21 protein-coding genes are annotated in these 20,581 nt (G+C 59.7%); 4 read left to right on the forward strand and 17 right to left on the reverse strand.

Annotated elements, in window-relative coordinates; genetic code table 11:
* Positions 1-74: 74 nt before the first annotated feature.
* A complete protein-coding gene (folM, locus tag ACJ8QF_RS14215; protein ID WP_016927586.1) occupies positions 75-797 on the reverse strand; it encodes a dihydromonapterin reductase in 723 nt (240 codons plus the stop codon).
* Between the two features lie 184 nt (positions 798-981).
* Here folM and ACJ8QF_RS14220 point away from each other — a divergent pair, with 184 nt between their 5' ends.
* A complete protein-coding gene (locus ACJ8QF_RS14220; protein WP_004938301.1) occupies positions 982-1,392 on the forward strand; it encodes a hypothetical protein in 411 nt (136 codons plus the stop codon).
* A gap of 101 nt (positions 1,393-1,493) precedes the next feature.
* Here ACJ8QF_RS14220 and ACJ8QF_RS14225 read toward each other — a convergent pair whose 3' ends face one another.
* The 4 genes from ACJ8QF_RS14225 to ydgH all read right to left on the reverse strand — a co-directional run bounded on the left by ACJ8QF_RS14225 (position 1,494) and on the right by ydgH (position 5,213).
* Positions 1,494-1,889 (reverse strand): pyridoxamine 5'-phosphate oxidase family protein, encoded by a 396-nt coding sequence (locus ACJ8QF_RS14225; protein WP_004938299.1) that lies wholly within the window; start codon positions 1,887-1,889, stop codon positions 1,494-1,496.
* A gap of 31 nt (positions 1,890-1,920) precedes the next feature.
* Positions 1,921-2,406: a hypothetical protein gene (locus ACJ8QF_RS14230; RefSeq protein WP_044031151.1), complete on the reverse strand. Its 486-nt coding sequence runs from the start codon at positions 2,404-2,406 to the stop codon at positions 1,921-1,923.
* A 220-nt stretch (positions 2,407-2,626) separates the two neighbouring features.
* Positions 2,627-4,018, reverse strand: coding sequence for an amino acid permease (locus ACJ8QF_RS14235; protein WP_033632944.1), 1,392 nt, complete (start codon positions 4,016-4,018; stop codon positions 2,627-2,629).
* A gap of 244 nt (positions 4,019-4,262) precedes the next feature.
* Positions 4,263-5,213, reverse strand: coding sequence for a DUF1471 family protein YdgH (gene ydgH / locus ACJ8QF_RS14240; RefSeq protein WP_004938291.1), 951 nt, complete (start codon positions 5,211-5,213; stop codon positions 4,263-4,265).
* A 118-nt stretch (positions 5,214-5,331) separates the two neighbouring features.
* Here ydgH and ACJ8QF_RS14245 point away from each other — a divergent pair, with 118 nt between their 5' ends.
* From ACJ8QF_RS14245 to pntB, 3 genes are all read left to right on the forward strand, one after another.
* Positions 5,332-5,601, forward strand: coding sequence for a hypothetical protein (locus tag ACJ8QF_RS14245; protein ID WP_144240700.1), 270 nt, complete (start codon positions 5,332-5,334; stop codon positions 5,599-5,601).
* Positions 5,602-5,750: 149 nt separating this feature from the next.
* The gene (pntA, locus tag ACJ8QF_RS14250; RefSeq protein ID WP_004938288.1) at positions 5,751-7,280 is read left to right on the forward strand and encodes a Re/Si-specific NAD(P)(+) transhydrogenase subunit alpha; all 1,530 of its coding nucleotides are present in this window, start codon (positions 5,751-5,753) and stop codon (positions 7,278-7,280) included.
* Between the two features lie 10 nt (positions 7,281-7,290).
* Positions 7,291-8,685 (forward strand): Re/Si-specific NAD(P)(+) transhydrogenase subunit beta, encoded by a 1,395-nt coding sequence (pntB, locus tag ACJ8QF_RS14255; RefSeq protein WP_004938285.1) that lies wholly within the window; start codon positions 7,291-7,293, stop codon positions 8,683-8,685.
* A 55-nt stretch (positions 8,686-8,740) separates the two neighbouring features.
* On the opposite strand, the gene uspE is transcribed toward pntB, so the two are convergent.
* The 12 genes from uspE to ACJ8QF_RS14315 form a co-directional block, all read right to left on the reverse strand.
* On the reverse strand, positions 8,741-9,703 hold the full coding sequence (gene uspE / locus ACJ8QF_RS14260) for a universal stress protein UspE (protein WP_004938281.1): 963 nt from the start codon (positions 9,701-9,703) through the stop codon (positions 8,741-8,743).
* Between the two features lie 126 nt (positions 9,704-9,829).
* Positions 9,830-10,594 carry an FNR family transcription factor gene (locus tag ACJ8QF_RS14265; RefSeq protein ID WP_004938278.1) on the reverse strand — a complete coding sequence of 255 codons (765 nt, stop codon included), beginning with the start codon at positions 10,592-10,594 and terminating at the stop codon, positions 9,830-9,832.
* A gap of 280 nt (positions 10,595-10,874) precedes the next feature.
* Entirely contained in the window at positions 10,875-11,399 is a 525-nt protein-coding gene (ogt, locus tag ACJ8QF_RS14270) for a methylated-DNA--[protein]-cysteine S-methyltransferase (protein WP_004938274.1), read from the reverse strand.
* A gap of 219 nt (positions 11,400-11,618) precedes the next feature.
* Entirely contained in the window at positions 11,619-11,930 is a 312-nt protein-coding gene (locus tag ACJ8QF_RS14275; RefSeq protein ID WP_015377982.1) for a hypothetical protein, read from the reverse strand.
* A gap of 305 nt (positions 11,931-12,235) precedes the next feature.
* Positions 12,236-13,090, reverse strand: a complete 855-nt coding sequence (locus tag ACJ8QF_RS14280; protein ID WP_033650298.1) for a tagatose bisphosphate family class II aldolase — start codon at positions 13,088-13,090, stop codon at positions 12,236-12,238.
* 9 nt (positions 13,091-13,099) lie between these two features.
* On the reverse strand, positions 13,100-14,266 hold the full coding sequence (locus ACJ8QF_RS14285) for an SIS domain-containing protein (RefSeq protein ID WP_325961799.1): 1,167 nt from the start codon (positions 14,264-14,266) through the stop codon (positions 13,100-13,102).
* A 26-nt stretch (positions 14,267-14,292) separates the two neighbouring features.
* Positions 14,293-15,063 (reverse strand): transcriptional repressor AgaR, encoded by a 771-nt coding sequence (gene agaR / locus ACJ8QF_RS14290; RefSeq protein WP_004938263.1) that lies wholly within the window; start codon positions 15,061-15,063, stop codon positions 14,293-14,295.
* Between the two features lie 332 nt (positions 15,064-15,395).
* Positions 15,396-16,301, reverse strand: a complete 906-nt coding sequence (locus ACJ8QF_RS14295) for an ROK family protein (protein WP_131165118.1) — start codon at positions 16,299-16,301, stop codon at positions 15,396-15,398.
* An 18-nt stretch (positions 16,302-16,319) separates the two neighbouring features.
* Positions 16,320-17,603: a Gfo/Idh/MocA family protein gene (locus ACJ8QF_RS14300; protein WP_004938257.1), complete on the reverse strand. Its 1,284-nt coding sequence runs from the start codon at positions 17,601-17,603 to the stop codon at positions 16,320-16,322.
* Positions 17,604-17,623: 20 nt separating this feature from the next.
* Positions 17,624-18,736 carry an ABC transporter ATP-binding protein gene (locus ACJ8QF_RS14305; RefSeq protein WP_004938255.1) on the reverse strand — a complete coding sequence of 371 codons (1,113 nt, stop codon included), beginning with the start codon at positions 18,734-18,736 and terminating at the stop codon, positions 17,624-17,626.
* Between the two features lie 21 nt (positions 18,737-18,757).
* Positions 18,758-19,576: a carbohydrate ABC transporter permease gene (locus tag ACJ8QF_RS14310; protein ID WP_004938251.1), complete on the reverse strand. Its 819-nt coding sequence runs from the start codon at positions 19,574-19,576 to the stop codon at positions 18,758-18,760.
* Positions 19,577-19,586: 10 nt separating this feature from the next.
* Positions 19,587-20,528 carry a carbohydrate ABC transporter permease gene (locus ACJ8QF_RS14315; RefSeq protein ID WP_049188974.1) on the reverse strand — a complete coding sequence of 314 codons (942 nt, stop codon included), beginning with the start codon at positions 20,526-20,528 and terminating at the stop codon, positions 19,587-19,589.
* Between the last annotated feature and the right edge of the window lie 53 nt (positions 20,529-20,581).

The raw sequence follows: 20,581 nt of genomic DNA on the forward strand, positions 1-20,581 counted from the left end.
TGCCCGTGTTTTAATAAGAAAAGCGGATTTCAGCATAGCGCGGCCTACAGCGATGCGCCATGCGGATCTTTGCCTCAGCGCAGCGGCCGCCCGCCGTCGACGCCGTGGGTGCGGCCGGTCACGTAACGGCTCTCCAGCAGGTAGTTCACCAGATTGACCACTTCGCTCTCGCCCGGCGCGACCTTCATCAGCGATTTCGCCAGCGCTTGTTGGCGGTAGGCCTCATCGTCGCCCGGATTGAAGATGATCAGCGCCGGCGCGATGGCGTTGACCTTCACCTCCGGCGCCAGCTTGCGGGCGAACGATCGGGTCATATTGTCCAGCGCGGCCTTGCTGGCGGCGTAGGCGATATGTTTGTCGCTGCCTTTTTCCACCACGTAGTCGGTCAGATGGATAATGTCAGCGCCCGCCTGGCCCTGGCCGGTCAGGCAAGATTCGAGCAGTTGGTTGAGCAAATAGGGCGTATAGACGTGAATTTGCAGCATCGCCGCCATCACTTGCTCCGGCGGCACTTCCGCCGACTCGGCCTGCCAGGCGCTGGCGTTGTGGATCACCGCGCGCAATTTGGGCGCCACCTGCCGCACCTGGTCGGCGAAACGGTAGATACCTTCGTGCGTGGAAAAATCGCCTTGAATGCAACTGGCGCCCAAGGCTTTCAACTCGGTCATCGCCGGATATTCGCTGCGATAGGCGATGATGACGGGAACGCCGCGCTGGAGAAACGCTCTGGCGAGCGCCAGCCCGATGCGCCGCGCGCCGCCGGTAATCAGCACCGGGGCAGAGTTGGGGTGTTCCATTGATTAAAGCTCCTGGACAGACTGGCAAACAATAGGGGAATTATGCCATCATACGGCGGAAAGTCGTTAAAGCTTCGCATGATTATCCATTTCTGGATGTAAGATCCCCAATGCGTTTCAGGTTGCCGCCCGGCGGCGGCTTGAAAGACCACGGGTTAACACTGGCCATGAGAGGAATGAGGGGATGAACAGCAATCACCTTGCATCCATCGCGCGCAGTGAGAAAATCTGTTTCGACTATATGGATTTTCTGTCCGCATCGTGCAGGAAGCACTGGCGCTTTGTTGATGCTATTTATGGTGTGATGCCGATCTTCGGCATGGTGTTGAAATCGCGCGTGACCACGTCACAAACGCGCAAAGAGCAGTTGAAAGAGCTGGCGCTGCAAGTGGTGTCGACACAGGTCAGCGATGAAACCAATATCGTGCGCCTGATTGACCTGGCGCAGCAGCAGGGCCTGACGGTGTTTGATATTCAGTTGCCCTATGCGCTGGAAGCACAACAGCTGGCGGCCATTCAAAAAGAGTGCGAGGAAGGCATTGCGATCGCCCTGGTGGGTGAGCGCATGACCATCACCATTCCCCCTAAAAGCTGACCGGGTGTACCGACCAGGCCGCCCGTTCATGGTTAGGCAATTGACTTACCGCGATGGCCTAACCATGAACGTGATGTCTCACGCCGCATGACGGCCGGTGTCTAGAGCTGGGTCCCGGCATTCGGGCCGGAGCGCAGGGTATAAATACTGTCTATATGAATTAACACCGCGTACTTCGGCGGCTTCATCCCATTTTTTTCCGCAAACGTCAACGCATCGTCAAACGGCTTGCCCGCCAGAAACAGTTCGGGCGTGCCAACGAAGCGGTAACCGTCCAGCGCCTCGCGATCGATGATCACCACGGCCATTTTCGAGCCGGCCTTGATGTTTTTCAGCGTTTGGCCACCGGTATTTTCGTTGTAAATCAGCGTACGGTCATCATAGAGGCGCAAAGAGCGCTTGGGGCCGATATCGGGAACGCCGTTCGGGCTGCTGGTCGCCTGCACAGGCAGCTGTTTAGCCAGCATCTTCTTCATCTCGTCATTCAATTCATTCATTACAGATGACCCTCAGATTGGTGTGTCACTTTTAATGCAAGGTAGCGGAAGCGTTGGCCGCCGGCGCGCAGACGCTGGTTTCCGGCAGCCGGTGTTCGCGCAGCAAGTGCAGAGTTTCAATCCTGAAACGCAGCAGGTGCCGTTCGGCGATCTGCTGCATCTGTTCGCACAGCGACGTATCGTCCAACAGTTGCTCGATAGCGACTCGGGCCTGATGAACATGCAGCTCGACGCCGCGAAGAGGCTTCTGCCGCAGGCGCAGATGGGTAATGTTGTTGAACGTGACGATCAGCGCGGCAAGGGCAGACTCGAAAATATTCAGCGCTTCAAATCTGGCGGTATATTCCGCATTCAGCCAGGGCTTCTCGGCGATGATCGCCTGAGCCCCCTCCAGCGCCTGTTGATAGCGCGCCATCGCCAGGCGATCGCGCCGCTGATTGAATGCCGTGTTGCCCTCAGCGATCAGCGCCTCCCAGGCGGTAAACAAAGGTAATGCGTGCAGCAGTTTCTCAGCCATGAAATGCCTTCCATTTTCAGCCTGTCTTCATCCGCCGCCTGACGCCTCTCGCCAGGGGCACTCGCGTCTTACCATTGACCAATAAATGATAATGATAATTAATTGCATTTGAGATCGCAAGCGTGGCGCATGGCTGACTGTACAAAGGGGGGAAACGCGGTAGCAGGGGAAAAAGAGGAAGCAAAATGCGGCTGACGGGCAGCCGCATGGGCAGGCGATTTTAGTGCAACATAAACCAGCCGGCAGGCAGCGTGGCCACCAGCAGCAAGAAGATGCTGCTTTTTTCCAGGCGATTGAGCAGATTGATATCTCGATGGCCGCGGCGGGCATACATGAACACCAACAGCCCAGGCGCATACAGCAGCACCGACATCAGCAAGTGCATCAGCCCGGAAGCATACAGCAGCCACAGGCCATAGACGCAGGCGCCGGTGGCGGCGAAGATCAGGCGTTTGTCGCGGCGGCGGTAAGCCACCTTGAACAGAAACGCGCCAACCAGGAAGTAAGGCACCAGGATCATCTCTGACGCGATGGTCAACAGCGAGTTGTAGTTGCTGCCGGTCAGCCAAATCAGCACCAGCGCCAGTTGCACCGCGATGTTGGTCAGCCACAGCGAAGAGGACGGGGCGTGATGGCGGTTCTGCTTGCCGAACACGCGCGGAAACGCGCCGTGCTGCGCGGCCAGCAGCGGCACTTCCGCCGCCATGATGGTCCAGCTCAGGTAGGCGCCGCACACGGAAACGATCAGGCCGGCGGCGATGAGCACGTCTCCCCACGGGCCGATCAGTTCTACCATCAGCACCGCCATCGACGGATTGCGCATCTCCGCCAGTTCGCTGCGCGGCACCACGCCCAGCGACAGCAGCGTGACCATCAGATACACCGCCAGCGCCGACAGCACCGCCAGCATAGTGGCGCGGCCCACGTCTTTCTTATTGCGGGCGCGGGCGGAAACCACCACCGCGCCCTCCACGCCGATAAACACCCACAGGGTGATCAGCATGGTGTCCTTGACCTGTTCCCACACCGGTTTGCCGAGGGCGATGCCGTTGAAATCCAGTGTGAACACGTCCATTTTAAAGGCGATCGCCGCCAGAACGGCGAACATCCCCAGCGGCAACAGCTTGGCGAGGGTGGCCGCCAGATTGATGCTGGCGGCGGTTTGCACGCCGCGCAGCACCAGCGCGTGCACGATCCACAGCAGGGCAGATTCGGCGATCAGCGCCTGCCAGGTATTGCCGTCACCGAGGATAACGTTGCCACCGCGATCGGTAAAAATGCTCAGCGCCGCGAACACGATCACCAGATACGAGACGTTGGCGATCACGGCGCACAGCCAGTAACCCCAGGCGGAGCAGAAGCCCACCAGTTCGCCGAATCCTTCTTTGGCGTAGGTGAAGATGCCGCCGTCCAGATCCGGACGCAAACGCGTAAGCAACAGCATGGCGAATGCCAAAAACAGAATGCCGACGCCGGTGATCCCCCAACCCAGCAGCAGCGCGGCGGGGCTGGCGACCTGCGCCATGTTTTGCGGCAGACTGAACACGCCGGCGCCCAGCATCGAGCTGAGCACCAAAGCGGTTAGCGCGGTAAGACCGAGTTTTTTTTCCAATGACGGATCCTGAACGCAGAATAAACAACTGGAAGGGAACTGCTTGGCGGCAACAATGTATTAACAACCACTGCGCGAATAGACAATAGCCCTAAAAATTGGCGCAAATTCTACGGAGGGATGATTAGAGATGCAATGATTGAATATGCGGAATTTACAAAAAACTATTCAACGCGCGATGGAAAAAGCGGCAATAAAAACGGGCAGCTCAAGGGCTGCCCGATGGTAAACCTAAAAACGGGTTTTATTTGAACAGATCGGCGCTGACGGTCAGGTTGCCGCCGCTCTTGTTCTGCCACTGGCGGGTGACGTGGTAGTACTTGGCGCCTTTCTCGGCCGCGCGTTTCGCCACTTCGGTGGAGACATCGGTCATGCTGTTGAAGTGGCCGGTGAAGGTGACGGAATCGAACGGCACCATCTGCGCGGCGGTCACGTTGTTCACTTCCTGGATCTTGGTGCCGTTAGGCAGCGTGACGGTATAGCGTTGGCCGGTAGAGGACTGGGTTTCGAAGAAACGGCCCACTTCGCGGCTTGGCGAACCGGAAGACGCGACGCCAGGAATTTCGACTTTCGCGGCTGCGGCGCCGCCGGCGGCCAGGGCGGCGCGCCCGGCGTCAGAATCGGCCGGAATGGCGTCCGGGCTCTGCACGCGGCGTTTCGGCGCATCGGCCTTATAGATATAGGCGGTGACGAACTGGTTGCCGCCGGAGTTGGCGTCAACCTGGCGCACGATGAAGAACGAAGCGGCGCCTTTTTTCTTCGCTTCTTTGGAGATGGCGTCGTTGATGTCCGGCTGGCTGCGGTAGAAGCCGCTGACGCTCACGGTATCGTAAGGCTCCAGCAGGTAGGCTTCCTCTTTAGGCAGTTCGTTCACGCCGTTAAATACGCGGTATTTTGGTGTTTTGCTCACTTCTGGCGCATCTTTATGATAAAGGTCTGCGGTGACGCGCCAGTTGCCGCCGTTGTTGCTGTTGTTGCTGTCCTGGATATAGAAGGAATCGGCACCCAGTTTGTCTGCACGGCGGGATACGGCGTCGACGGCTTCATTGATGGCATTGAAGCGGCCGGTAATCGTGATGCGATCAAACGGCTTCAGTGCCGCTGCTTTCTCAGGAGTTAACTCTTGCGCCGCATGAGCAGACAGCGCGGTGAGTGATAACAAGGCTGACGCGATGATCGTGGTCTTCAGCTTCATAAAAAATCCTTTCGCCTAGCGCATTAACGTTTATAACGTACTGAACTGTTTAAGTGTAATTCAGCCGTCGATTATTACATGTAATTCTGAAAACTGTCTCAGCATTTTATGTTATCCCGTGCGACAAATCGCCGATGGCGACGCGGGGCGCACGGATGGCACCGCCGTCATAAGTTTCCATAATAACGGCTTTGGTGTCATTAATGTTAATTATTCACAAAATGATAACTTTTATGCTTTTACGCCGCGCGCGGCCATAAATCGTTACGCCGGGCGTAAACCTCTTGTCACGCAGAATGTGCTGTTCTGTATGGATTTTTTCACTGTAAATTGCGATTTGTCATATCGCGCGCGGCGTTTTTATGTAAAAACAGGGATGAATGCGTAAGCAATTATGGATCATCGACCTTATTTTCAGTAGGTTATAGTTGGCGCCTGAAATCAGTGCGGGCAAGTTAACGCAATGCTCGCCGACGGCGCCGTGCTATGGGCAGGAAAATAATAAACATCATCCAAGACAGGTGAGAAGGGAACATTATGCGTATTGGTGTACCAAGAGAGCGGTTGGCCAATGAAGCCCGGGTCGCAGCCACGCCGAAAACGGTGGAACAACTGCTGAAGCTGGGTTTTACCGTCGCGATTGAACGCGGGGCGGGCAAACTGGCCAGTTTTGAAGACGTCGCTTACGAAGCCGCCGGCGCGGCGCTGGTGGACGAAAGCGAAGTGTGGCAGTCGGATCTGATCCTGAAAGTCAACGCGCCGCAAGACGACGAGATCGCCTTGATGCGCGAAGGCAGCACGCTGGTCAGCTTTATCTGGCCGGCGCAAAATCCCGAATTGATGGCCAAGCTGGCGGCGCGCAACGTCACCGCGCTGGCGATGGACTCGGTGCCGCGCATCTCGCGCGCCCAGTCGATGGACGCGCTGAGCTCGATGGCCAACATCGCCGGCTACCGCGCGATCGTCGAAGCGGCGCATGAGTTCGGCCGTTTCTTCACCGGCCAGATCACCGCCGCCGGCAAAGTGCCGCCGGCCAAGGTGATGATCATCGGCGCCGGCGTGGCCGGCCTGGCGGCGATCGGCGCCGCGGGCAGCCTCGGCGCCATCGTGCGCGCCTTCGACACCCGCCCGGAAGTGAAAGAGCAGGTGCAGAGCATGGGGGCGGAGTTCCTCGAGCTGGATTTTGAAGAGGAAGCGGGCAGTGGCGACGGCTACGCCAAAGTGATGTCCGAAGCCTTTATCAAGGCCGAGATGGCGCTGTTCGCCGCGCAGGCGGCGGAGGTTGACATCATCGTCACCACCGCGCTGATCCCGGGTAAACCGGCGCCGAAGCTGATCACCAAAGAGATGGTGGCGTCGATGAAGCCGGGCAGCGTGATCGTCGATTTGGCGGCGCAAACCGGCGGCAACTGCGAACTGACCGTGGCCGACACCATTACCGTGACCGACAACGGCGTGAAAATCATCGGCTATACCGATCTGCCGAGCCGCTTGCCGACCCAATCTTCGCAGCTGTACGGCACCAACCTGGTCAACCTGCTGAAGCTGCTGTCGAAAGAGAAAAACGGTGAGATCGATATCGATTTCGACGATACGGTGATCCGCGGCGTTACCGTGGTGCGCAGCGGTGAAATCACCTGGCCGGCGCCGCCGATCCAGGTCTCGGCCCAACCGAAAGCGGCGCCCGCCGCCGCACCGGCCGCCAAACCCGAAGCCAAACCGACCTCGCCGTGGCTGAAGTATGGCCTGATGGCCCTGGCGATCCTGCTGTTCGGCTGGCTGGCGGACGCGGCGCCGAAAGAGTTCCTGTCGCACTTTACCGTGTTCGCGCTGGCCTGCGTGGTCGGTTACTACGTGGTCTGGAACGTCAGCCACGCGCTGCATACCCCGCTGATGTCGGTTACCAACGCGATCTCAGGGATTATCGTGGTCGGTGCGCTGCTGCAAATTGGCCACGGCGGCTGGGTGAGTTTCCTCTCCTTTATTGCCGTGCTGATCGCCAGCATCAATATTTTCGGTGGGTTCACCGTCACTCAGCGCATGCTGAAGATGTTCCGCAAGAACTAAGGGGTAACAAATGTCTGGAGGATTGGTTACAGCTGCATACATTGTTGCCGCTATTTTGTTTATTTTCAGCCTGGCGGGCCTGTCGCGTCATGAAACGTCGAAGCAGGGCAACCTGTTCGGCGTCGCCGGCATGGCGATCGCGCTGATCGCCACCATCTTGGGGCCGGATTCCGGCAACGTCGGCTGGATCATCATCGCCATGATCATCGGCGGCTCGATCGGCGTCTATCTGGCGAAAAAGGTCGAGATGACCGAAATGCCGGAGCTGGTGGCGGTGCTGCACAGCTTCGTTGGCCTGGCGGCGGTGCTGGTTGGCTTCAACAGCTACCTGGATCACGGCGCGCCGATGGAGCCGGTGATGGCGAATATCCATCTGACCGAAGTGTTCCTCGGCATCTTTATCGGCGCCGTGACCTTCACCGGGTCGATCGTCGCCTTCGGCAAGCTGCGCGGCATCATCTCTTCCAAACCGCTGATGCTGCCGAACCGCCACAAGCTGAATCTGGCGGCGCTGGTGATCTCGTTCCTGCTGCTGGTGGCGTTCGTGCGTACCGACAGCGTGGGCTGGCAGGTGATAGCGCTGCTGCTGATGACGGCGATCGCACTGGCGTTCGGCTGGCATCTGGTCGCCTCGATCGGCGGCGCCGACATGCCGGTGGTGGTGTCGATGCTCAACTCTTACTCGGGGTGGGCGGCGGCCGCTGCGGGCTTCATGCTGAGCAACGATCTGCTGATCGTCACCGGCGCGCTGGTGGGTTCTTCGGGGGCGATACTGTCTTACATCATGTGCAAGGCGATGAACCGTTCGTTTATCAGCGTGATCGCCGGCGGTTTCGGCAGTGACGGTTCATCCACCGGCGACGCCGAAGAGATGGGCGAATACCGTGAAACCACGGCGGAAGAGGTGGCCGAGCAGTTGAAGAACTCCACCTCGGTGATCATCACCCCGGGCTACGGCATGGCGGTGGCGCAGGCGCAGTATCCGGTGGCGGAAATCACCGAAAAACTGCGGGCGCGCGGCGTGAAGGTGCGTTTCGGCATTCACCCGGTCGCGGGGCGCTTGCCGGGCCACATGAACGTGCTGCTGGCGGAAGCGAAGGTGCCGTACGACGTGGTGCTGGAGATGGATGAAATCAACGACGATTTCCCGGATACCGATACCGTGCTGGTAATTGGCGCCAACGATACGGTGAACCCGGCGGCGCTGGAGGATCCGCGCAGCCCGATCGCCGGCATGCCGGTATTGGAAGTGTGGAAAGCGCAGAACGTGATCGCGTTCAAACGCTCGATGAACACCGGCTACGCCGGCGTGCAGAACCCGCTGTTCTTCAAGGAGAACACCCAGATGCTGTTCGGCGACGCCAAAGACAGCGTGGAAGCGATTCTGCGGGCGTTGCAGAAGTAGAATTGGGCAACCAAAAAAACGGGCCGCTAAGCGGCCCGTTTTTTATGCACGAAGGTTAATCTTCGTCGTCATGCTCATCATCTTCATCCGCCTCGATCGGGCAGTTGAAGTTTTCCGGTTTAATCACCAGCAGGTCGCATTTCAGATGATCGATCACATGTTCCGCGGTGTTGCCGATAAAGGCGGCTGAAATACCGGTACGGCCCAGGGTGCCCAGCACCACCACGCCGGCCTGCAGATGTTCGGCCAGATCGGGGATGACCTCTTCCGGCAGGCCTTTTTCCACGTGGGTGAACTCTTCCTTAATGCAGAATTTCTGCCGCAGCGCCTTCATGGCGATCAGATGCTGGCCGCGAATGGCGTCGTTGTAGACGCTCGGGTCGAAGTCGGGCAATTCGATGGCGATGTTGATCGGGGTAACGGGATAGGCACCGACCAGATGAACCTCGGTCTGGTTGACGTTTTGCGCCAGTTCGACGGTTTCTTGCACCAGTTTGATATTGAGCGGGTCGTGATAGGGTTCTTCGCTGGCCAGATTGACCGCCACCAGCGCCTTGCCGCCTTCCGGCCAGGGCTGGTCTTTCACCATCCACACCGGGCAAGGGCATTTGCGCAGCAGGTGCCAGTCGGTGGGGGTAAAGATCACCGACTCCAACCGGTCGTGCTGGTGCGCCATTTTCAGCAGCAGGTCATGTTGACCGGAAAGCACTTCCTGAATGATGGCTTCGAAGGGGCGGTTATGCCAAACCACTTTGATTTCGATCGGCACGCCGTCGTTGAGATAGAAGCGGCACTGCTCGTTGATCCAGGCGGCGCGTTGGCTGATCACACCTTGCCGCATCGCCGTTCTTTCATCCGGGGAGAGCAGGGTCGTCATTTCGTAAGAGAAGTCATAGATGGGCAGGAAGGCCTTGATGCGCCCGCCGTTCCGTTTTACCAGGTACACGGCGCGGCGCAATGCCGGCTGATCGTCCTGATTGGGGTCAATAGCCACCAGAAGATTCTGATACTTCGCCATAGGGCCTCCTTACAGCTGAAATCAACAGTCTGTTAATTTACAGAGTAACCCAACATTGAAAAACAGAACAACAACGGAAGCGTGCCGGATCAACAATTTCGGTGAAATGTTGATCCGGCGGGGGGATCAGGCGTTGACGGTCACGTTGATGCGCGGCGTACCGGCCAGCACCGACAGCGCGTCGGCGTTTTCGATGGTGATGTATTTGCCTTTCACGCTGAGGATTTCGCTTTTCTGGAAGCGCCCCAGCAGGCGGCTGATGGTTTCCACCGTCAGCCCAAGGTAGTTGCCGATGTCGCCGCGGGTCATGGTCAACCGGAACTCACGCGGTGAGAAGCCGCGCTCCGCAAAGCGGCGCGACAGGTTGTAAACGAACGCCGCCAGGCGCTCTTCGGCGTTTTTCTTCGACAGCAGCAGGATCATGTCCTGGTCGCCTTTGATCTCGCCGCTCATCAACCGCATGATTTGCTGACGCAGGTTCGGCATTTTGCCGGACAGATCGTCGAGGGTCTCGAACGGGATCTCGCACACCATCGAAGTTTCCAGCGCCTGAGCGAAGCTCGGGTGCTTCAGGCCGCCGATGGCGTCGAAGCCTACCAGGTCGCCCGCCAGGTGGAAGCCGGTGATCTGCTCATCACCTTGCTCGGTGATGGTGTAGCTTTTGATGGTCCCGGAACGGATCGCGTACAGCGATTTCAGCTCGTCGCCGGCCTTGAACAAGGTCTGGCCTTTCTGGATGGGCTTCTTCCTCTCGATAATGTTGTCGAGCTGGTCCAGCTCGTGAGCATTGAGGGTGAAAGGAATGCACAGCTGGCTGATGCTGCAGTCCTGGCAATGGATCGCACAACCACCAGACTGGATACGACGAATCACGCGTTTTTCCGGGATCATAGATTACGCTCATTCAATAATTGATATGAGTCAATTTTAACATCTTTTGCTGCAGCTGATAAGGGTGGCATTAGCATGAATAGGGGTATTGTGTGCGAATTTTGCGCACACATGCCGCCGATTATTCTGTATCGGACTGAAGTTATGAGTATTATTTGTGACTTATGTGTTCTATTCACACAAGTTATTAATAGTGCCCTGCGGGCACGAGCGCGGCGTTGGGCACTGTGCTTTATTAAGCAGCGCCAAACAATGGCGCTGGATAAGCCGATCGCAGCGGCTACAGCAAACTTTTCGGCAGGTAGCCTTCATGCTGCAGCAGCCACTGCTTGCGCTGTACGCCGCCGGCATAGCCGGTCAGCGCGCCCTGCGAACCGATCACTCGATGGCAGGGCACCACGATGCTGATCGGATTTGAACCGTTGGCCATGCCGACGGCGCGCGAGGCGGTCGGACGGCCGATGCGTTGCGCCAGCTGGCCGTAGGTCAGGATCTCGCCACAGGGGATTTGGCGCAGCTGTTGCCAGACGGTGCGCTGGAACTCGGTGCCGGCGGTCATCACCGGCAACCGATCGATAATGCTCAGTTCCCCGGCGAAATAGCGCTGCATGGCGTCGGTCAGCCCGCTGGGATCGCGCTGTTCGCGCAGGGTGAACCGATCGGCGCGGTAGTGGGTGTTCAGCAGCTTCATCAGGCGCGCTTCGTGATCGGTCCAGTCGATCGCCCGCAGGCGCCCCTGTTCATCGGCAATCAGCACCAGTTCTCCCACCGGCGTGGCGGTACGATCAATCAAAAAAGTCTGCATCTGGCTCACTCCTCAGTTTAGTGTGGCGATTATCGCATGAAATGGGAGGGTGCGATGGCGGATTTCGGACATGCTGATGGGCAACCGCAGGGTTGCCCGAATAGCCGGCTTACGGTAAGGCGGGGAGTTATTGTGCGATAAATTTATAAAATAAATTTATAAGTCATCAAGACAAGTTGTGTCTTGTTTATTATTTAAGCAGGCAGTAACGCTTTGTGCTTACTTATAGCTGATAGTCACGCGCTTTAAATGGGGATCGTTATTCACCAACTCACTGCTGACGGCAGAAACTAATTCTTTTGGCATCTCTTTTAACGAAGAGGATATATACCCGTTCTGATATTCCGTCACTTTACCGAAGCAGCTGGAGATAAGCTTTTCATCCTGATGTTTGACGGTGCAGGCCGGCGTGGTAATGGCGCCGGTGAAGCGCACGACGCCGGAGGCGACCTGGCTGCCGGAAAGCGGTTTTGCTTGCAGAGCGAAGGGCAGAATGACCAATGCGCTTAATACGGCTAAGTAATGGTTCATATGCTGTTCCTTTCAGAGTAAAAACACTGCCAATTAAAAAACAAGCGCGCTTGTTTTCATCAAATAAGCTATTTCGCTTGGAGAAATAAAAACGAATGGGCAAAAATCCTACTGCCCGCATTCAATGAATTTGATAATAGGGAGGTAGGATGAGTAAAACCATGATTTGGATCATAGTGAAGACCGGTTAATGATTTCAGGCGCAGGCGGGATAACAGGCTGTGATCGTTCTCTCAGGAAAGTCGGACAAGGGCGGGCTGTTTCGTCCCCGTTGCGCGGCGGCAGCAACGGGGGCGAGAGCGGGGTTACAGCATGCCGCTGCTGCCGCAGATGCGGATCTTTTCCGCCACCACTTCTTTCATCGCCAGCTTGCCGGGGACGATGTATTTGCGCGGATCGTTGGCATCCGGGTGCTGTGAAAAGTAGCTTTTTACCGCATCGGCGAAGGCGATTTTCAATTCGGTGGCGACGTTGACCTTGCAAACGCCGAGCGAGATCGCGCGCTTGACCATCGCTTCCGGAATGCCGGAAGCGCCGTGCAGTACCAGGGGGACGTCCACCTGCTCGCGGATCAGCGCCAGGCGCTCGAAGTCCAGCTTCGGTTCGCCGTGGTACAGGCCGTGGGCGGAACCGATCGCCACCGCCAGCGAATCGATGCCGGTGGCGGCGACGAACTCGCGTGCCGCCACCGGGTCGGTATAGAAGCTGTCCGCCGTATCGACGATCAAATCGTCTTCCTGCCCGCCCAGGCGGCCCAGCTCCGCCTCCACGCTGGCGCCGTAGCGGTGGCACAGGGCCACTGCGGCGGCCACCTTGGCGATATTCTGCTCGAACGGCAAATGGGAGCCGTCGATCATCACCGAGCGGATGCCGCTTTTTACCTTGTGCTCGATGTCATCGAGCTCTTCGTGATGATCGAGATGCAGCGCCAGCGGCAGATCGTAGCGGTGCGCGGCCGCCTGGCAGATGCCGATCAGGTAGTCGGTGCCGGCATAGCTGAAGGTGCCGGGCGTGCCGGCCATGATCACCGGCGAGCGCAGCTCGGCGGCGGTCTCCGCCACCACCTGCACGGTTTCCAGATTGTGGACGTTAAACGCCGGCACGGCGTAACCCTGGCGCTGCGCCTTTAGCAGCATGTCTCGGTTGGCTATCAGATACATGGGATCTCCTTACAGCTCGAGGGAAGGAAAACGGTAAATCGTCACGCCTTTCACCACCCGGTTAACCTCGCCGGTCGGGCAAGGGTTGTCCGGGGTCAGCCCCAGCGCCAGCGAACTCTCGAAGGCCAGCATTTGGCTGAACAGCAGGTACGGGAACAGCAGCCAGATATCGTCAGCGGCATCGTGCATATGCAGCAGGGCATCGGCGAGAGGTTGGCGTTCGCCGGTCAATCCGACCAGCTGCATTGCCAGTCCGTCGCGCTGCAGTTCGTTCCACAGGTCGCGGTCATACTGACGGGCGTAGTCGTGGTGGGAGAACATCAGCACCACCAATGTCTGGCCGTCGACCATAAATTTCGGGCCATGGCGCAGGCCGAGCGGCGAGTCGTAGCGCGTAACGATGCGGCCGGCGGTCAGCTCCAGCATCTTGAGCGAAGCCTCTTCGGCGAGGCCGGTAAAGCAGCTGCCGCCGAGGGTGATATAACGGCGGAAACCGCTGGCGGCCAGCGCCTTCACCTGCGGCTGCAGCGTTTCGCGCAGTGTGCGGCAGCGCTGCACCATGGCGTTCAACGGCGCCTGGGCGGCCTCAAGCGACGTTGGGCCGAGCAGCAGCGCGGCGCTCAGCATCATGCAGCTGAAGCTGGAGGTCATGGCGAAGCTCTGATCGTTGGCGCCCTGCGGCATTACCAGCGAGCAGACGTTGCCACGCTGATGCGCGTACTGCGCCAGCCGGCTGTCCGGGTTGCACACCAGCATCAGGTGGTAGCTTTCCGGCAGCAGTTGGTCGGCCAGCTCCACCGTCGCCACGCTTTCCGGGCTGTTGCCCGAGCGGGCGAAGGAGACCAGCAGCGTCGGCCGCTCAGGGTCGAGATACTGCAGCGGGTTGGCGACAATATCGGTGGTGCCGTAGGCCACCACGTCGCGGCCGGTGCGTTCGCGCAGCCAGGGGGCCAGAGCGCGGCCGGCGAACGCCGAGCTGCCGGCGCCGCACAGCACGATTTGCAGGCGCGGATTGGCCAGCAGCGGCGCCAGGAACGGCTGCCACTGCGCCTGTTGATCCTGCAGTTGGCGATGCAGCGTCGCCCACAAATCCGGCTGTTGCCAAATTTCTGCGGCGGTATGCCAGGCGTTGCGCTGCTTCAGCCAATTCGTCTCGTAAGAGAAATACGCGTTCATGATGACAGCTCCTTAAAAAGCCTCGGTTAACGGTCGGCGATAATCACGTCGATCCCTAAATGGTGCAGCGCCTGCAGATAGTGTTCAGGAATGCGGCTGTCGGTGACCAGGCGGTGGATCTGGCCGATGTCGCGGATCATGCAAAAGCTGGTGCGGCCGAATTTGCTGGCGTCGGCGATGGCGATCACTTCGCGCGCCACCTCGCACATCACCCGGTTCAGCTGCGCTTCGCCCGGATCCGGCGTGGTGATGCCGCTCGCGAGATCGAAGCCGTCGACGCCGAGAAAAAGCTTGTCGAACCGATACTGGCGCAGCTGTTGTTCGGCGGCGGGGCCGTACAGCGACCAGGCTTTGCGGCGCACGCTGCCGCCGACCACCATCAGGTCGATCTGCTCGTTGTTGGCCAGTTCGAAAGCGATGTTGAGCGCGTTGGTCATCACCACCAGATCCTTTTTCCCCGCCAGCTGCGGCGCCATTTGGCTGGTGGTGGAGCCGGAGTCGAGGATGACGGCGTCGCCGTCTTCAATCAGCGCCGCCGCCGCGCAGGCGATGGCGTGTTTTACGTCGCGATTGATGCGGCCCTTGTCCTGCAGCGGGCGGTCGAAGGCGAACTGTTTGTTCAACATGGCGCCGCCGTAGGCACGCACCGCGCAGCCGTGTTTTTCCAGCTGGCGCAGATCGCTGCGGATGGTGACGCTGGACACCGAAAACTGCTGGCTAAGCTGCTCCACGCGCACCGTGCCCTCGCGGCACAGCTGGTCGATAATTAATTCCCGGCGTTTTGCGGTATTGATCATTAATGCAGACTCCTGATTTACCTGTAGCCGTGCCCGACCGCGGCTTAATAAGCCGCAGCGATACCGACCGGAGCGCTTTCAGTTGTTCGTGGCAAATTACAGCAAACGAAACACTGAAATGCAATCGATTAATTTTAAAATATCCATATCTATCAGTTGGTTATATTTGATTTTGCTTTCGGTTGAGCGGCAACCGAAAGCGGTGTTAACGCAAAGTGAAAACGGCAAATTCGTTATTTTTCAGTCGCCAATTCCCAGCGCTTATTCATTCAGTCCATCGATGCCGAAAGCCGCAGCGATCGCTCGACAACCGCCGGGCTTTCACTGTTTTTTTATGCCGGCGCGCTTAAAAGCGCTGCGCCGCGCACGCCGCTGCTGTCACCGTGCACCGGCGGGAACACCGCCGCCGGTTCCACGCCCGGCAGCAGCCAGCGCCGCATCGCCGGCGGCAACAGCCGATACAGCTCGCCGACGTTGGACAGCCCGCCGCCCAGCACGAAGGCATCGACGTCCAGCAGCAGCTGTAAGCCGGCCAGCGCGCTGGCCAGGATGTCGACGTACATGGTCATCAGCCGTTGTGCGAGCGCATCACCGGCACGATAGCAGGCGACCAGCGCCGGCACGTCGGCGGCCGGATGGGAGAAATGGCGGCTCAGCGCCAGCAGCCCGCTGCCGGAGACGTAGCGTTCAAAGCAGCCGGTCAGCCCGCAGTTGCAGCTGAACAGCGGCAGATCGTAACGTTGCGCCAGCTGGGCCGATATCGGCATATGGCCCCATTCGCCCGCCACGCCGCTGCGCCCTTTGTGCAGTTGCCGGTTCACCACCAGGCCGCCGCCGGCACCGGTGCCGATGATGGCGCCGAACACCAGCGGCAGGTGCGCGGTTTGCGGCGTGCTGGCTTCCGACAGCGCGAAGCAGCGGCAGTCGTTCTCGATGGCGATAGGTCGCGCCAACGCCTGCGTCAGGTCATCCGCCAGGCAATGGCCGGTCAGGCAGGGCACGTTGACCGCTAACTGGCGGCGGCTGACGGGATCGGTGATCCCCGGTAAACCGATGCCGATGCTGCCGCGCGTGTGCAGTTCGCGATCCGCCTGCTCGGCCAGCCCGGCGATGCAGGCCACGAACTCGCCGTAATCGCCGGTTGGGGTGCGCACCCGCTGGAGCAGCACCTGATTGAGCCGGCGATCGTAAGCGGCCATTTCAATTTTGGTGCCGCCGATGTCGAAGCCGTAACGCATCTCTCTCATCGCCATGCTTTAGGCTCCGCTCAGGGTGACCACCGCCGCCTCGCGGCGTGCGCGTTCGGCGGCGAACACCATCAGGTGGCTCTCCAGCGCTTCCGCCGGGCCGGCCAGCACCTGGCTCGGATCGTTGGCGCGAATGGCCGCGATAAAGTGCTGCATCAGGTAGTAGTCGCCGCCGCCGTGGCCGGCCATGGCGTGCAGATCCTGGCCGGCGTCGGTGTCGTAATGCGTTTCACCGTCGTCGAGGAACGAGGTGATGCGGATATGGCGGCCGTCGCCTTCCAGGCAGCCGCGGCTGCCGAAGATGCGGGTGTGCCGATCTTCGTGGCGGGTAAAGGCCGTCATGGTGAACGACGCGGTGCGGCCGCCGGCGAACTGCATATTGACCACCTGATGGTCGACCACATTATTGTCGCAGCGGTAGACGCAGCGTCCGTAAGGCCCGTCGCGCAGCGCCGCCCGCAGCGTCGTCTGGTCGGGTTCCGGCGTCAGCACCCGCAGAAAACCGGGCGTGGCCTTGTGATTGTCGCCCAGATAGATGCGTTTGGCGGAATAGGGGCAGTTTGCCTCTACCGCGCAATCCAGGCAGTTGTCCGCCGCGCCGGCCGGTTGGTTTTCCTGGCGGAAGTGGCGCAGGTTGCCGAAGGAGCTGACCTGTTCGCAGGGCTGTTCCATCACGTAGCGGATCCAGTCGATGTCGTGGCAGGATTTCTGCAGCAGCATAAAAGCGGCCTGCCGATCGTTGCGCCAGTTGCCGCGCACGAAGGAGTGGGCCTGATGCCAGTAGCCGACCGGTTCCAAATGTTGCAGGCTGACGATATCGCCGATCGCGCCGTCGCGCAGCAGCTGCTTGAGCTTTTGGGTATAGCGGGTGTAACGCAGCACGTGGCCGACCGAGAAGATCAGCTTTTGGCGCGTCACCTCGGCGACGATGGCGCGGCACTCGTCGGCGTCCGGCGACAGCGGTTTTTCCAGCAGCATGGCGTAGCCCTGGCGGGCGAAGGCCAGCGCCGGTTCGAGGTGCATCTGATCCTGGGTGCAGATCAGCACCGCGTCGGCCAGCTTGCCGGCGTCGGCGGCCTGACGCCAGTCGGTGAAGACGTTTTCCGGCGCGATGGCATGCTGCGCCACGAACGGCTCGCGGTAGGCGTCGCGCGGTTCCGCTACCGCCACCACCTGCATCAAATCGGGATGCGCCAGCGCATAGCGCGAGTAGATCTCACCGCGCGCCCCGGCGCCGACCACCAGCACCCGCACCGGGCGATGGGCAAAGCTGTTGGGTTGTGTTGACGACATTGCTGGATACTCCGCTGTTGTTATTTGAGGTTTTGGCCGCTGAGCTCGTCGAACAAATGCGCGCGCGTCAGATCGAATGCCAGATGAATGTTTTCGCCGAGGCGCGGCTCCCAATCCGGCAGCGACGCCATGCGCAGCACGAAGCGCAGATCGGCCAGTTCGCAGTGCAGCAGCTCTTCGTTGCCCATGCGCTCGATAGTGACGATCTGCGCCGGGAAACAGTTGGCGCTGCCGGGCGCGCACAGCCGCAAGGACTCCGGCCGGATGCCGAGACACACCCGCGCATGCGGGTAGTCCGCCAATTGCCGTTGCAGCGCAGGCGGCAGATCGAGCTGGTGCTGCAGGCCGATACGCAGCCGCACCGTTTGGCCGTCGCGCACGATCGCCAGATCGTGCAAATTCATCGACGGGCTGCCGATAAACTCGGCGACGAAACGGTTGGCGGGGTGGTGGTACAGGTTGATCGGTTTATCCACCTGCATGATGGCGCCGCGGTTCATCACGCAAATGCGATCGCCCATGGTCATCGCCTCGACCTGATCGTGGGTGACGTACACCATGGTGGCGGCGGCGCCTTCCTGCTTCAGCTGGTTGTGCAGTTCGATCAGTTGCACGCGCATCGACACCCGCAGCTTGGCGTCGAGGTTGGACAGCGGCTCATCGAACAGGAACACCTTGGGTTTGCGTACGATGGCGCGGCCGACCGCCACCCGCTGGCACTGGCCGCCGGAGAGTTGGCCCGGCTTGCGCTGCAGCAGATTGGTGATCTCCAGCTTTTCCGCCGCGTCGCGCACCCGGCGGTCGATCTCGGCCTTGCTCTCTTTGCCGATCAGGCCGAACGCCATGTTCTTGTACACCGTCATGTGCGGGTACAGCGCATAGTTCTGGAACACCATGGCGACGCCGCGATCCTTCGGCATGCTGTCGTTGACGCAGCGATCGTGGATCAGGATCTGCCCCTCGCTGACGCTCTCCAGCCCGGCGATCATCCGCAGCAGGGTGGATTTGGCGCAGCCGGACGGGCCGACGAACACCATAAATTCCCCATCCTCAATGTCCAGATCGACGCCGTGCAGCGCGTGGAAACCGTTGGGGTACACTTTTTTAACGCTGTTTAACTGAATTCCGGCCATGTCGTTTACCTTGTCTGCGCGTTAGCCTTTCACCCCGGCGCTGGCGATGCCCTGGATGAAATAGCGTTGGAAAATAATGAACAGCATCAGCATCGGGATCACCGCCATCAGCGCCCCGGCCATCAGCAACGGGTATTCCACCCCGGCGCGGCTGGAGAGCGAGGCCAGCCCAACCGGCAGCGTCAGCTTCTCGGTGGTGGTATTGACGATCAGCGGCCACATCAGGTTGTTCCAGCTCCACAGACCGTTGATGATGACGCAGGCGATAATGCCGGGCCGGATCAGCGGCAGCATGATGCGCCAGAAGATGGCGAAGTAGCTGTAACCGTCGATCAACGCCGCTTCCTCCATCTCCTTCGGCACCGCCAGGAAGAACTGGCGCAGCAGAAAGGTGGCGTAAACGCTGAAAATGCCCGGCAGCACCAGCCCGGTGATGCTGTTGACCAGCCCCAGCTTCTGCACCACCAGGAATTGCGGGATCAGAAACGCCTGGCCGGGCACCATCAGGATCGACACGCACACCAGAAACACCGCGTCGCGGCCGCGAAAATGCAGGCGCGAGAAGCCATAGGCGGCCAGGGTGGCGATCGCCATCTGCAGGGTGACGGTGAAGAAGGTCGCCAGCAGCGAGTTGAGATAAAAACCGGCGAACGGGATTTCGTGCATCACCCGGCCGTAGGCCTGCAGGCTGGGATGCGCCGGCAGCAGCGTCAGCGGGATCTGAATGCTCTCGGCCTGGGTTTTCAGCGAGGTCACCAGCATCCAGATAAAAGGCACCACCGAGGCCAGCGCCGCCAGCCCCATAAACAGGTACACCAGCGTTTTCTTGCTTGCGTTCATATGCAGCTCCTCAGCTGACTTTCAGGCGCTTGCCGATCGCCATTTGAATCAGGGTGATCACCAGCGTGACGGCGAACAGCACCACGGTGATGGCGGAGGCGTAACCTTTTTCCTGCAGGTAAAACGCGTACTTGTAGAACAGGTTGGTGACGGTCATCACGTCGTTCTCCACCAGTGCGCGGTCGAACATCAGGAACACCACGTCAAAGACTTGCAGGATCTCGATAAAGCTCATCACCGACACGAAGAACAGCGTCGGCACCATCATCGGCAGCGTGATGCAGAAGAAGCGCCGCAGGGTGCCGATGCCGTCGATGTCCGCCGCTTCGTACAGCTGGCGCGGAATGCTCTGCAGCCCGGCCAGCAAAATGATGATCTTCAGCGCCAGCGACGACCAGATGATGATGATGGACACGCTGATGCGCACCACGTCCGGATCGGACAGCCAGGCGACCGGCGCAATGTGCAGCAGGCCCAACGCCTGATTGATCAGGCCGAAATCCTTGTTGAACAGCCATTGCCACACCATGGCCACCGCCGCGGGCATGGTGACCGCCGGCAGGAACAGCAGGGTGCGCAGCAGGCCTTTGCCGCGGATGTTCTGGTTGAGGCCAATCGCCAGCAGCAGCGACAGGCTCAGGCTGATCGGCACGCAGACCACCACGTAAAACAGGGTGTTGGCGGCGGCAGTGTAGAAGTCGTCGTCTTCAAACAGGTTGAGATAGTTATCGACGCTGATGCTGCTCCAGCGCATGAATTGGTTCAGATCGGTAAAGCTGTAGAAAATGTTCTGCAAAAAGGGGATCAGGTAAAACACCGTCACCCCCAACAGCAGCGGCAGGATCATCACCCAGCCCCAGAAGCGTTCGGCGCGTTCGAGCCGATTGAGCGCGGGGCGGGCGGTGCGCCGGGATGGTTTCAGGGTGACCGTAGCCGTTTCTGCCAGCGACATGTTGCCATTCCTCACCTATGACGTTCAGCGTGGGTCCACCGCGGCGCGCGCTC

The organism is Serratia sp. CY81684 (assembly GCF_052166595.1).
Classification (GTDB): Bacteria; Pseudomonadota; Gammaproteobacteria; order Enterobacterales; family Enterobacteriaceae; genus Serratia; species Serratia nematodiphila.